Annotated in this window: 10 protein-coding genes; 8 read left to right on the top strand and 2 right to left on the bottom strand. The window is 70.0% G+C overall.

Going from position 1 to position 13,746, the window contains the following annotated elements; all coding sequences use genetic code 11:
• Positions 1–325: 325 nt before the first annotated feature.
• From Dfulv_RS25435 to dinB, 8 genes are all read left to right on the top strand, one after another.
• On the top strand, positions 326–1,327 hold the full coding sequence (locus tag Dfulv_RS25435) for a LacI family DNA-binding transcriptional regulator (protein ID WP_259855734.1): 1,002 nt from the start codon (positions 326–328) through the stop codon (positions 1,325–1,327).
• Positions 1,328–1,447: 120 nt separating this feature from the next.
• Positions 1,448–3,121, top strand: a complete 1,674-nt coding sequence (locus Dfulv_RS25430) for an ABC transporter substrate-binding protein (RefSeq protein ID WP_259855733.1) — start codon at positions 1,448–1,450, stop codon at positions 3,119–3,121.
• 102 nt (positions 3,122–3,223) lie between these two features.
• A complete protein-coding gene (locus tag Dfulv_RS25425) occupies positions 3,224–4,360 on the top strand; it encodes an ABC transporter ATP-binding protein (protein ID WP_259855732.1) in 1,137 nt (378 codons plus the stop codon).
• On the top strand, positions 4,357–5,337 hold the full coding sequence (locus Dfulv_RS25420; protein WP_259855731.1) for an ABC transporter permease: 981 nt from the start codon (positions 4,357–4,359) through the stop codon (positions 5,335–5,337). The genes Dfulv_RS25425 and Dfulv_RS25420 overlap by 4 nt, the downstream gene beginning before the upstream one ends.
• Before the next feature lie 2 nt (positions 5,338–5,339).
• Positions 5,340–6,389 (top strand): ABC transporter permease, encoded by a 1,050-nt coding sequence (locus tag Dfulv_RS25415; RefSeq protein WP_259855730.1) that lies wholly within the window; start codon positions 5,340–5,342, stop codon positions 6,387–6,389.
• The gene (locus tag Dfulv_RS25410; protein WP_259855729.1) at positions 6,386–7,399 is read left to right on the top strand and encodes an ABC transporter ATP-binding protein; all 1,014 of its coding nucleotides are present in this window, start codon (positions 6,386–6,388) and stop codon (positions 7,397–7,399) included. The genes Dfulv_RS25415 and Dfulv_RS25410 overlap by 4 nt, the downstream gene beginning before the upstream one ends.
• Positions 7,400–7,445: 46 nt before the next feature.
• Entirely contained in the window at positions 7,446–8,843 is a 1,398-nt protein-coding gene (locus Dfulv_RS25405) for a GH1 family beta-glucosidase (protein ID WP_259855727.1), read from the top strand.
• A gap of 15 nt (positions 8,844–8,858) precedes the next feature.
• Complete coding sequence (dinB, locus tag Dfulv_RS25400; protein ID WP_259855725.1) at positions 8,859–10,049, top strand: DNA polymerase IV; 1,191 nt, start codon at positions 8,859–8,861, stop codon at positions 10,047–10,049.
• A gap of 590 nt (positions 10,050–10,639) precedes the next feature.
• On the opposite strand, the gene Dfulv_RS25395 is transcribed toward dinB, so the two are convergent.
• Positions 10,640–12,082, bottom strand: coding sequence for an ATP-binding protein (locus tag Dfulv_RS25395; protein WP_259855723.1), 1,443 nt, complete (start codon positions 12,080–12,082; stop codon positions 10,640–10,642).
• Positions 12,079–13,740, bottom strand: coding sequence for an FAD-dependent oxidoreductase (locus Dfulv_RS25390; protein WP_259855721.1), 1,662 nt, complete (start codon positions 13,738–13,740; stop codon positions 12,079–12,081). Before Dfulv_RS25390 ends, Dfulv_RS25395 begins: the two co-directional genes overlap by 4 nt.
• Between the last annotated feature and the right edge of the window lie 6 nt (positions 13,741–13,746).

Below are 13,746 nucleotides of genomic sequence, written 5' to 3'. Positions count from 1 at the left end.
TCCCGGAGGTCCCGGCAGCTGGGGTGAACCGGCTCCGGAAGGGTGCCGGCAGCCGTGAGAGCGCGTCCACGCCACGGGTTTCGCGGGCGGGCGCGCGACAGCGCGTCTGAGCCGTCGGCGCGGACCGCAACGCATCGACGGTGGACCCGAGCAAACACCATGGACATGGCCCTTGGCAAGGGTTGCGCCGACGTTAAGTTTCGTTACATCCGTGTTATTGACACTGCTGTCCGCGATCCGATTAACTTCGCCGGAACCGGTTCCGAAACCGGTTCCAGAAAACGCTCTCTTGCCAGAAAGCGCTCTCACAGAGAGGATTCGCGACGTGCCGATCACCATCGCCGATGTAGCGACGCGAGCCGGGGTCAGTAAGACCACCGTCTCGCGTGTGCTCAACGGCAAGGGGGAGGTCGACGAGTCGACCGCGGCACGTGTGCGGAGGGTCATCGACGAGTTGGGCTACGTGCCCAGCGCGCGGGCGGTCAATCTCGCCCGCGGGCACACCAGGGTGATCGGGATGTTGGTGCCGTCGTTGACCTGGCCGTGGATGGGTGAGGTCGTGCAGGGCGCGGTGGACGTCGTCGAAGCGGAGGGATACGGGTTGCTGCTGTTCACGTGCAACCGCGGCGCCGAGTCGATGCGCCAGTTCTCCGCGCAGGTCTCCGGCAAGGCGTTCGACGGCCTGCTGGCCATCGAACCGGAGGGCACCCTGGACTATCTCGCCGACCTCTACGCCGGCGGACTGCCGGTGGTGCTCATCGACGATCGCGGCGACAAGCCGCTCATGCCGTCGGTGGGGACCACGAACCGGGCAGGCGGCGCACTCGCCGCCCGGCACCTCGTGGAGATCGGCCGGCGACACCCGCTGGTGATCACCGGCAAGGAGAAGTTCGGCTGCACCCAGGACCGCCTCGGCGGGTTCGCCGACGTGTTCGACGCCGCCGGTCACCCGATCGACCCGCGCAGGGTCGTCGAGGGCGACTTCACCTACGAGTGCGGCACCCGGGCCGTCCAGCGCGCGCTGGCCGACGGCCTGGAGTTCGACGCCGTGTTCGCGCACAACGATCTCTCCGCCGCGGGCGCCCTCCAGGCGCTGCGCATGGCGGGCCGCTCCGTGCCCGGCGATGTCGCGCTGGTGGGTTTCGACGACATCACCTACGCCGCGCACACCGAGCCGCCGCTCACCACCGTCCGCCAACCCATGCGCCAGATGGGGGAGATGGCGGCCCGGCGGCTCATCGCGCACTTCGACGGCACGCCGTTGACGTGCGAGCCCAACATCCTGTCCACCACGCTCGTCGTGCGCGGCTCGACCGCCACGACGTAGCCCGACCCGTACCAGTTTCGCCGCACCAACGGGCGGGACCGCACCCCTTGGGTCCCGTCGTCATACCCCGAATGATTGCCCGCCCCACCTGTCGATCCAGGTACGTAAGGAGACACCCCCGTGCTTACCAGACGCTCCGTAGTGCTCGGCCTCGCCGGGTTGCTCGCCACCGGCGGTCTCGCCGCGTGCGGCGACTCGCCGAACGCGGGCAACGACGGCAAGGCCGTGACGGCGCTCAACGTGGGCATGCCGAACGGCCCGCAGACCGAGAACCACAACCCGTTCCTGACCACGTCGTCGTCGGCGTCGCTGGGCTACCGGTGGGCGCTGTACGAGCCGCTGATGATGTGGAACCCGGTCAAGCCGGCCGACCCGATGAAGGCGTGGCTCGCCACCAAGGCGGATTGGGCCAAGGACTACACGTCGGTGAAGGTCACCGTCCGGGACAACGCCACCTGGTCGGACGGGCAGAAGGTCACGGCCGACGACGTCGCGTTCACGTACAAGCTGGTCCGTGACAACGAGGCGCTCAACGGCGAGGGCGTGCCGATCACCGACGCCACGGTGAGCGGCTCGGACGTCACCATCACGTTCAAGAGCCCGCAGTTCGTCAACCAGCACAAGGCTGTCGCCAGGATCCCGATCGTGCCCAAGCACATCTGGGAGAAGGTCAGCGACCCCAAGGCCGAGATCAACAAGAACCCGGTCGGCTCGGGTCCGTACACGCTGAAGTCCTTCACCCCGCAGACCACCACGATCGTGGTCCGCGACAAGGGCTACTGGCAGGCGCTGCCGCAGGTCAAGGAGATCCGCTACACCTCCTACACCGACAACAACGCGCAGACCACCGCCCTGGCCAACGGCGAGTCGGAGTGGAGCTTCGTCTTCATCCCGAACGTGCAGACGGTCTTCATCGGCAAGGACTCGGCCAACCACAAGATCTGGGCGCCGCCGGTCCTGGGCATCCACGGCCTCTACATCAACACCACGAAGGCGCCGTTCGACGACCCGGTCCTGCGCAAGGCCATGAACATGGTCATCAACCGCGAGGATATCTTCAACACCGCCGAGGCCGGCTACTTCCACCCGCTGGTCAAGAGCGTGACGGGCCTGCCGTCGCCGGCCGGTGACGCGTTCATCTCGCCAGAGTTCAAGGGCCAGGAGCACAAGGTCGACGTCGAGGGCGCCAAGACCCTGCTCACCGGTGCCGGCTACAAGCTCGAGGGCAACGTGCTCAAGGACAAGACCGGCAAGCCGGTCGCCCTGACGCTGACCGACCCCGCCGGTTGGTCGGACTACCAGACCAGCCTCGAGATCGTGAAGGACAACCTGTCCAAGATCGGCATCGCGGCCACGGTCGACAAGGCCAACCAGGACGCCTGGTTCAAGAACATGGAAGAAGGCAACTTCGACGCCGGCTTCCGCTGGACCGAGGGCGGCGCCACGCCGTACGACATCTACCGCACCGTCATGGACGGCTCCGTGCTCAAGCCGATCGGCACCGCCTCCCCGTCCGGCAACTTCGGCCGCTTCAAGAGCGACGAGGCGACCGCGGCGCTGAAGGCCTACGCCACGGCGACCGACGCCGACGCCCGTACCACCGCGATGAACACCCTGCAGAAGATCTTCGTCGAGCAGATGCCGATGATCCCGGTCGGCGCCGACAATGTCGGTGGGGCGTACAGCACGAAGAACTGGACCGGATGGCCGGACGACGCCAACCCCTACGGCGCCTGCCAGCCCACCCAGCCCAACGCGCTGGACGTGATCCTGCACCTCAAGCCGGCCAAGTAGTTCCGACCGGCGCACAGACACCGCTCCCCGGGTGGCCGATCAACCGGCCGCCCGGGGAGCGGCACCCACAGGTGAAGACACCCCCCAAGACAGGATCTCGGCATGACGACGTTGAGCGAAGGCACGGCGGCGCCGGTCGGCGAGGTGGTGCTGGAGGCCGTCGGGCTCACCAAGCACTTCCCGGTCCGCCGGAAGTTGCGTGACCTCTTCTCCCGCAATCCGGCCAGCGTCCACGCGGTCGACGACGTGTCCTTCGAGCTCCGGCGCGGCCAGGTGACCGCGCTGGTCGGCGAGTCCGGCTCCGGCAAGTCCACCGTGGCCCGCCTGCTCGCGCAGCTCTACCCCCGCACCGGCGGCGACATCCTCCTGCACGGCCGGCCGACGAAGGTCCGCGGCGGCCGCCGCTTCCGCGCCTACGTGCGCCGCGTGCAACTGATCTTCCAGGACCCGTTCGCGTCGCTGAACCCCGTGCACACCGTGCGGTACCACCTGACCCGCGCACTGCGGATCCACGGCAACGCCGGCAAGACCGCCGCCGACCTCGAGCGCGCCCTCGGCGAGCTGCTGACCCGGGTCAGCCTGACACCCCCCGAGCGCTACCTGGACAAGTTCCCGCACGAGCTGTCCGGCGGCCAGCGCCAGCGCGTCGCGATCGCCCGGGCCCTGGGCGCCGACCCCGAGGCGCTGCTGGCCGACGAGCCGGTCTCCATGCTCGACGTCTCGATCCGCCTGGGCATCCTCAACCTGCTGCGCGACCTCAAGGAGCGGCTCAACCTCGCGATCCTCTACATCACGCACGACATCGCCTCGGCGCGGTACTTCGCCGACGAGACGATGGTGATGTACGCCGGGCGCATGGTCGAGGGCGGCGACAGCGAGACGGTGACGCAGAACCCCGCGCACCCGTACACCCGCCTGCTCATCGAGTCCGCGCCCGACCCGGACCGCATCGCCGGCATCGCCGACGCGACCGTCAAGGACCGCGGCAACGGCGAGCCGCCGAGCCTGATCAAACCGCCGGCCGGCTGCCGGTTCAACCCGCGCTGCCCGCACGCCATGCCGCGCTGCACCGTCGACCTGCCGCCCCGCCTGGAGATCGGCGACCGGCCCGGGCACTGGGCTGCCTGCTGGCTCTACGACCCGGAGACCGTCGCGAAGGAGAGCCCCGGCTCGCTCGCCGGCGCCGATCCGGCGGTCGAGACCCCGCCGGCCCTGCACCTGACGGAGGAGGCACGATGAAGTTTCTGCTGCAACGCATCGCCTTCTACCTGTTCACGCTGTGGGCGGCGATCACACTCAACTTCTTCATCCCGCGGATGATCCCGGGCGACCCGGTCAAGTCGCTCATCTCCAAGAACCAGGGCCGGCTCAGCAGCGACGCGGTCCAGTCGCTCTACGTGCTGTTCGGCCTCGACGAGAACATGAGCCTCTGGGAACAGTACATCCGCTACTGGAAGCAGCTCTTCAACGGCGACCTGGGCATGTCCTTCACCTTCTTCCCGTCGCCGGTCTCCGAGGTGATCAGCTCCAGCCTGCCGTGGACCGTCGGCCTGGTCGGCATCACCACGATCATCAGCTTCTTCCTCGGCACCTTGCTGGGCATCGGCGCCGGCTGGAAGCGCGGTTCGTGGATCGACTCGATCCTGCCCGCCACGACGTTCCTGTCCTCGGTGCCGTACTTCTGGCTCGGCCTCGTCGCGATCGCGCTCTTCACCGGCCCGGGCAGCTACTTCCCGTCCTCCGGCGGCTACACGCCCGGCCTGGTGCCGGCCTGGGACCACTACTTCATCGGCAGCGCCATCAACCACAGCGTGCTGCCGGCCGCGACCATCCTCATCTCGTCGATGAGCGGCTGGATCCTCGGCATGCGCAACATGATGGTCACCGTCTCCGCGGAGGACTACATCACCGTCGCGCACGCCAAGGGCCTGTCCGAGCGGCGGGTCATGCTCAGCTACGCCGCCCGCAACGCGCTGCTGCCCAACGTCTCCGGCTTCGCCCTGTCGCTCGGCTTCATCGTCGGCGGCACCCTGCTGGTCGAGATCGTGTTCTCGTACCCGGGCGTCGGGTTCCAGCTGTTCCAGGCCGTCGGCGCCAAGGACTACCCGCTGATGCAGGGCATCTTCCTCATCATCACGATCTCCGTGCTGGTGGCGAACCTGCTCGCCGACGTCGCCTACCTGTTGCTCGACCCCCGCACCCGGAAGAGTGGCTGACGATGACTGCTACCCCGTCAAGCATCGAGCAGGTGATCCCGGAGCAGGGCTCGACGGCCCAGCCGTCGGTGAAGCCGACCAAGGCCAAGCGCAAGCGGTTCCGGTTCGTCGCCAACGGCAAGGCCGCCACCGGGCTCATCATGATCGCGATCTACGTGCTGTTCGCGATCATCGGCCCGTGGGTCGCGCCGTACGACCCGGACGCGCGCAGCGCCGACCTGCTGCAGCCCCCGTCGGCCAAGCACTGGTTCGGCACCTCGCACCTCGGCCAGGACATCTTCAGCCAGATCCTGGCCGGCACCCGCGGCGTGGTCGTCGTCGGTGCCATCGCCGGCATCGTCGCCACGATCCTGTCGGTGCTCATCGGCGTCACCGCCGGCTACCTCGGCGGCGCCGCCGACGAGGGCCTGTCCGCGCTGTCCAACGTCTTCCTGGTCATCCCGGCCCTGCCGCTGATCATCATCGTGACGTCGACGATCACCAACGCCGGCGACATCGTGGTGGCCCTCGTCATCGGGTTCACGTCATGGGCCTGGGGCGCCCGCGTACTTCGGGCCCAGACCCTGTCGCTGAGACGCCGCGACTACATCGAGGCCGCCCGCGCCACCGGCGAGAAGACCTGGCGGATCATCCTGTTCGAGATCCTGCCCAACCTGACCGCGATCATCGCCTCCGGCTTCGTCGGCACCGTCATCTTCGCCGTCCTGTCCGAGATCACGCTCGCCTTCATCGGCATCTCGTCGGTGTCGTCGTGGAACTGGGGCACCATCCTGTTCTGGGCGCAGAGCCAGCAGGCCCTCGCACAGGGCGCCTGGTGGTGGTTCGTCCCCGCCGGCCTCGCCATCGCCCTGCTCGGCACCGCGCTGAGCCTGATCAACTTCGGCATCGACGAGTTCGTCAGCCCGCGGCTGCGCTCCAGCGGCACCGGCCGCTACCGCACCCCGAGCGGCGACCGCGTCAAGATGAAGGTCGGCTTCACCCCCGTCATCCGCGGCCGCGCCGAGACCGCCCCGGAGATCAAGATCAAGGACCCCGAGGGAGTCGCGCGATGACGCAGGTCCTGACCCGGCCGCTGCTGGAGATCCGCAACCTCGACGTCGACTACGGCCTGGGCGGCGACGCCGTCCACGCCGTCCGCGACGTCAACCTGACCATCCACCGCGGCGAGGTCGTCGGCCTCGCCGGGGAGAGCGGCAGCGGCAAGTCGACGCTGGCGTACGGCATCACCCGGCTCCTGCCGCCGCCCGGCGTCGTGGCCAACGGCTCCGTCACGTACCACCCGCCGACCGGCGACCCGTTCGACGTGCTCAGCCTCTCGCCGAACGAGCTGCGGGCGTTCCGGTGGGCGGAGACCTCGATCGTGTTCCAGGGCGCGATGAACTCGCTCAACCCGGTGCACAAGGTCTCCACCCAGCTCATGGACGTCATCAAGGCCCACGACCCGGGCATGAGCAAGGCCGGCCGGCTCGCCCGCGCCAAGGAGCTGCTCAAGCTCGTCGGCATCGCCGAGGACCGCCTCGAAAGCTACCCGCACCAGCTCTCCGGCGGCATGCGCCAGCGCGTCATGATCGGCATGGCGCTCGCGCTGGAGCCGCAGCTGGTCATCATGGACGAGCCCACGACCGCGCTCGACGTGGTCATGCAGCGGCAGATCCTCGGCCAGCTCGTCGAGCTGCGTGAGCGGCTCGGCTTCTCCGTCCTGTTCATCACCCACGACCTGTCGCTGCTGGTGGAGTTCTCCGACCGGATCGCCATCATGTACGGCGGCCGGATCGTGGAGGAGGCCCCGTCGGCCGACATCTACCGCGAGCCGAAACACCCGTACAGCGAGGGCCTGCTGCGCTCGTTCCCGGCCCTGCGCGGCGCCCGCCGCGAACTGTCCGGCATCCCCGGATCGCCGCCGGACCTGCGCAACATGCCCACCGGCTGCTCCTTCCACCCGCGCTGCCCGAAGGCGTTCGAGCCGTGCGACAAGAAGCTGCCGATCCTCGGCAAGCCCGACGACCACGTCGGACCGCACCGGTCCGTCGCGTGCTGGCTCCACCCGGTCACCGCCGGCTAGAGCGGCACGAACGCACACCACGTCCCAGCGGAACACCAGGAGAACCATGGACACGACCGTGACGCCCCTCGATCTTCAGAATCCGATCGCCACGCTGCCACCCTCATTTCGTTGGGGTGTGGCGACCTCGGCGTACCAGATCGAGGGAGCGGTCGACGAGGACGGTCGGACCCGGTCCATCTGGGACACGTTCTGCGAGGTGCCCGACGCGATCGACAAGGGCGACACCGGCGAGGTCGCCTGCGACCACTACCACCGCATGCCCCAGGACGTCGCGCTGATCCGCGACCTGGGCGTCGAACTCTACCGGTTCTCGGTGGCCTGGCCGCGCGTGCAGCCGCACGGCCGGGGCCCGGTCAACCCGGCCGGCATCGGCTTCTACGACCGGCTCACCGACGAACTGCTCGCCAACGGCATCGAGCCCTGGATCACCCTGTACCACTGGGACCTGCCGCAGGAGCTCGAGGACGCGGGCGGCTGGCCGAACCGCGACACCGCGTTCCGCTTCGCCGACTACAGCATGATGGTCTTCGACGCGCTCCAGGACCGGATCAAGACCTGGACCACGCTCAACGAGCCGTGGTGCTCGGCGATGCTCGGCTACGCCTACGGCGCCCACGCCCCGGGCCGGCGTGACTTCGCCGCCAGCATGCGCGCCGTGCACCACCTGCTGCTCGGCCACGGCCTGGCGACCCAGCGGATGCAGGAGGCCAGCGGCGGCCGCCACGAGTTCGGCATCACGCTGAACATGGGCGTCTCCACCCCGGAGACCGACAGCGACGCCGACCGCGACGCCGCCCGCCGCTCCGACGCGCTGGGCACCCGCATCTACCTCGACCCGCTGGTCCACGGCCGCTACCCGGCCGACCTGGTCGACGACCTCGCCGCGCAGGGTGTCACGCTGCCCGTCGAGGACGGCGACCTGGAGATCATCTCCACGCCCATCGACGTCCTCGGCGTCAACTACTACTTCAGCGAGACCGTCTCCGGCGTCGACGAGGACGGCAACGCCACCGACGTCGACGGCCGCCCGGTGAGCCGGCCCATCCCGACCGGCCGCCCGATCACCGCGATGGGCTGGGAGATCGTCCCCGAGGGCTTCACCCAGCTGCTGGTCCGGCTGCACAACGACTACGGCCTGCCGATGGTCGTCACCGAGAACGGCTCCGCCTTCGACGACGAGCCCGACGAGTCCGGCTTCGTCAACGACGAGGACCGCATCGCGTACTTCGACTCGCACATCGGCGCCGTCGCGCTCGCCCGGCAGCAGGGCGCGGACATCCGGGGCTACTTCGCCTGGTCCCTGATGGACAACTTCGAGTGGGCGTACGGCTACGACAAGCGCTTCGGCATCGTCCGCGTCGACTACGACACGCAGGAGCGCACCCCGAAGGCGTCCGCGCACTGGTACCGCGACACCATCAAGGCCCTGCGCGCGTCCTGAGGTCCATGCGAACATGTGTTCGTGTCGGCCTCGATCCTGCACGCGGACCTGGACGCGTTCTACGCGTCCGTCGAGCAGCGTGACGACCCCCGCCTGCGTGGCCGCCCGGTCATCGTGGGCGGGGGCGTGGTCCTGGCCTGCAGCTACGAGGCCAAGCGGCGGGGCGTGCGCACGGCGATGGGCGGCCGGCAGGCCCGCGCCCTGTGCCCGGAGGCGGTGGTCGTCCCGCCCCGCATGAAGGCCTACTCGACCGCGTCCAAGGCGGTCTTCGAGGTCTTCCGCAACACCACCCCCGTCGTCGAGGGCATCTCCATCGACGAGGCGTTCCTCGACGTCGGCGGCCTGCGCCGCATCGCCGGCACCCCGCTGGCGATCGCGACCCGGCTCCGGGCCGACGTCCTGCGCGAGGTCGGCCTGCCGATCACCGTCGGCGTCGCCCGGACCAAGTTCCTCGCCAAGGTCGCCAGCGGCGTCGCCAAGCCCGACGGCCTGCTGCTCGTCGAGCCCGGCCGGGAGCTCGAGTTCCTGCACGCCCTGCCGGTCGAGCGGCTGTGGGGCGTCGGCGCCGTCACCTCGGCCAAGCTGCGAGAACGACGCATCACCACCGTCGGGCAGGTCGCCCGGCTCGGCGAGGCCACGCTCGTGTCCATGCTGGGGGAGTGGGCGGGCCGGCACCTGCACGCCCTGGCCCACAACCGCGACCCGCGCCCGGTCGTCACCGGGCGCCGCCGCCGCTCCGTCGGCGCGCAGCGGGCCCTGGGCCGCGGCCCGCACCCGCCGGCGTTCATCGAGGCGGTCCTCGCCGAGCTCGTCGACCGGGTCAGCCGCCGGATGCGCGCCGGCGGCCGCCCCGGCCGCACGGTGACGCTGCGGCTGCGGTTCGCGGACTTCACCCGTGTCACCCGCTCACACACGCTGAGCCGCCCGACCTGGCACACTCGGACGATCCTCGACGCGGTCCGGCGCCTGCACACCGCGGCGGCCCCGACGATCGCGCGGCGCGGCCTGACCCTCGTCGGCATCGCGGTCGGCAACCTCGACGCCGGCGGCGGGGTGCAGCTGGAGCTGCCGCTCGAGGTCGCGGCGGGCGACTCCCTCGACACGGCGCTCGACGCGGTCCGCGACCGGTTCGGCTCGGCGGCCCTGACGCGGGCGTCGCTGCTCGGCCGCCAGCAGGGCCCGACGGTGCCGCTGCTGCCGGACTGACCGCCGTGCCGGACGGGCACCCTCGAGGCGGCGGCGCAGCTCTCGTGTCCCGTGGCTGTGCCCTCGCCGCCGTGGCGCGGACTCGGGCATTCCGAGTGGCGCCCCGCAGGCCGTGCCGGTCACCCGTCGGCCATCCTCATCCTAGCATCCTAGGATGCCCTAGAGGCTGTGGCGTAGCCACAGCAGAAATTCTGTGCGGCGAAGCCGCACGCGCGTGGCCCCTCTTGATCGTGGGAAGGATTCGGCTGCCCCGGAGCCTGTTGCGCAATTCGGATCCCTCGCGCGTCAACCCCGACAAAACCGCGCCGATCTTGGAGTTGTGGTCCTTGACAAACCCGGACAAATTCGGAGGTTCATGGCGCCACAACTCCAAGATCGGCGCGTAGTTGGGCCGCCAACGCTGTCCCAGCGAATTACGCAACAGGCTCCACGACGACCGGATCCTTCCCACGATCAAGAGCGAGTCGAGGGCGGACGATCGGCATGCCGCGGGCCGCCGGGGCCTGGCACACGGTCATGATCCGGAAGACTTGGCGCCGGTATTCAGCGTCAAGTCTTCCGGATCATGACCGAGTCGCGAGAGTCGCGCGTCAGGCTGTGGCCGGGCGCTCCTCGAGCGGGAGCCGCACGGTGAACCGGGTGTTGCCGGGCTCCGAGTCGACGCGGATGTCACCGTGGTGCTTCTTCACCACGATCCGGTACGAGATGTCCAGCCCCAGCCCGGTGCCCTCGCCGACCGGCTTCGTGGTGAAGAACGGCTCGAAGATGCGGGGGCGGATCTCGGGCGGGATGCCGCTGCCCGTGTCGGCGATCTCCACCGCCAGGCAGTCGCCGTCCCTGGACGTGGTGATCGTCAGGGTGCCGTTGCCCTGCATGGCGGAGACGGCGTTGTCGATGAGGTTCGTCCAGACCTGGTTGAGCTCGGCGGCGTACGCGGGGATCGGCGGCAGGTCGCGGTCGTAGCTGGTGACGACCCGGATGCCCTGCGGGACCTTCGCGTTGAGCATGATGAGCGTGGCGTCGATCAGCTCGTGGACGTCGACGACCTGGAACGGGCCGCGGTCCAGCTGGGAGTACTGCTTGGCGGCGCCGACGAGGCCGGAGATCCGCGCGACGGAGTCCTCGATCTCGCCCATGAGCAGCTCGGTCTCGATGGTGTACGCCAGCCAGCGGACGGCCGGCTCGAGGTCGAGGTCGGTGACGCAGGTGGCGACGTCCTCCAGCCAGGGCACGTCGACCCCGCCGGCGACGAGGGTCGGCGCGAGGTCCCAGGCGCCGCTGACGTCGTGGTCGTCGAGCCAGTCGCCGACCTGGTCCTCGGCGTCGCTGGCGTCGAGGGCGGAGCGCTTGGGGGCGTTGGCGGCCTTCTTGACGGCGGTCTCCTGGAGCTCGACGAGGCCGTGGAGACGCTCGCCGTCGAGCCGGCCGTCGGCGATCAGCGCGAGCTTGTGCCGCATGCCGGCGACCTTGTCGCGCAGGACGGCGGTGGCCCGGACCGCGGCGGCGGCGGGGTTGTTGAGCTCGTGGGTGAGGCCGGCCGACAGGGCGCCGAGGGCGAGAAGGCGCTCGCGCTCGGCGACGGCGTTCTGGTTGTTGCGCATGCCGAAGAAGAGGCCTTCGAGCAGGTGTATGGCCATGGGGAACCACTGGCGCATGGCGCTGCCGAACTCGGCGGCGGGCAGCTCGTAGATCTCGACGTCGGTGATGGCGTGCATGGTGTTGAGGTAGAGCTGGGGGACCTGGTCGCCGAGGTACGCCTGGGTGGCGCCGCCGTAGACGCCGACCTGGTCGGTGCGGCTGACCTCGACGTCGTCGCCGCGGACGTTGCGGCTGAGGCTGACGGTGCCGCTGAGGACGACGACGAAGCAGGTGGCGGGGTCGCCCTCGGTGTAGACGTTGTCGCCGGCGTGGCGGCGGACGACCCAGCCGCGTTCGGCGAGCCAGTCGAGCTGCGTGTCGTCGAGGGATTCGAAGAGGAAGAGCTTGCGCAGTTCCTCGCGGTCGAGCCGGCGTCCTTCCGTTGGTGTTGTCATTGACCCTCCACGAGGTACCGGTGGACGAGCGAGACCGCCATCGCGCCCTCGCCGACGGCTGAGGCGACACGCTTCACCGAGTCTGCCCGGACGTCTCCCGCGGCGAAGACGCCGGGGACGCTGCACTCGAGGTGGTAGGGGTCGCGGGCGAGCTGCCAGCCCTGCGGGCGGCTCTCGCCGGTGAGCAGGTCGGGACCGGTCAGCACGAAACCGCGGTCGTCGCGCTCGACGACGCCGTCGAGCCAGTCGGTGCGCGGTTCGGCGCCGATGAAGATGAACAGCCAGGAGGCGTCGACGGTCCGGGACGGCCCGCCGTCGACGGGGCGCAGCTCGATGCGCTCGAGGTGCTCGTCGCCGTGGGCCGCGGTGACCTCGGTGCAGGGGTGCACCTCGATGTTCGGCACGGCGCTGATCTGCTCGATGAGGTACTGGGACATGGACGTCTCGAGGCCCGGGGCGCGGATGATCAGGTGGACGCGGCGGGCGTAGCGGGAGAAGAACATCGCCGCCTGCCCGGCGGAGTTGGCCCCGCCGACGATGTAGACGTCCTGGTCGGTGCAGCTGGGCGCCTCGGTGGAGGCGGAGCCGTAGTAGACGCCACGGCCGTGGAAGTCGGCGAGGCCGGGTGCGCCGAGCCGGCGGTAGGAGACACCGGTGGCGAGGATGACGCTGTGCGCGGCGACGGTGGTGCCGTCCTCGAAGTGCAGGACCCGGGCGGAGCCCTGGACGGCGAGCTTGGTGACGCGGCAGGCGGTGAGCAACTCGGCGCCGAACTTGATGGCCTGCCGGCGGGCGCGGTCGGTGAGCTGCGCGCCGGAGACGCCGTCGGGGAAGCCGAGGTAGTTCTCGATCCGGCTGGACTGCCCGGCCTGGCCGCCGGTGGCCCGCTCCTCCAGCAGGACGGTGCGCAGGCCCTCGGACGCGCCGTAGACGGCGGCGCCGAGCCCGGCCGGTCCGCCGCCGACGACGACCAGGTCGTAGAAGTCGGCGGCGGGGGTGGTGGTGAGCCCGACGTGGACGGCGAGCTCGGCCTCGCTCGGGGCGACGAGGGTCTTGCCCTCGGGGGTGATCACGAGGGGGACGTCGGTCCCGGTGACCCCGGCCGCGGCGAGCAGGCGCTGGCCCTCGGCGTCGTCGGTGGTGAACCAGCGGTAGGAGACCATGTTGCGGGCGAGGAAGTCGCGGACCCGGAACGACGGTGCGGACCACCGGTGCCCGACGATCTTCACGTCGGGGATCGGCCGGTCGGGTGCGGTCTTCCACGCCTCCAGCATGGCGTCGATGACCGGGTAGAGCTTCTCCTCCGGCGGGTGCCAGGGCTTGAGCAGGTAGTGGTCGAGGTCGACGATGTTGATCGCCTGGATGGCGGCGTCGGTGTCGGCGTAGGCGGTGAGCAGCACCCGTCGGGCGCGCGGGAACAGGTCCATCGCGGCCTCGAGGAACTGCAGGCCGTTCATGCCGGGCATCCGGTAGTCGGCGAGCAGCACGGCGACCTGCTCGCCGCGCAGCTTCAGCTCCTTGAGCGTGTCGAGGGCCTCCTGGCCCGAGTCGGCGCGGACGATGCGGTACTCCTCGCCGTACTGCCGGCGGAGGTCGCGGGCAACCGACCGGGACACGGCCGGGTCGTCGTCCACGGTCAAGATCGCGGGCTTGGCCATGACACC

The sequence above is a fragment of the Dactylosporangium fulvum genome, from assembly GCF_025137375.1.
In the GTDB taxonomy this organism is placed as follows: domain Bacteria; phylum Actinomycetota; class Actinomycetes; order Mycobacteriales; family Micromonosporaceae; genus Dactylosporangium; species Dactylosporangium fulvum.
The sequence above is the reverse complement of the archived record's forward strand: the minus strand, read 5'-3'. Positions and strand labels throughout refer to the sequence as shown.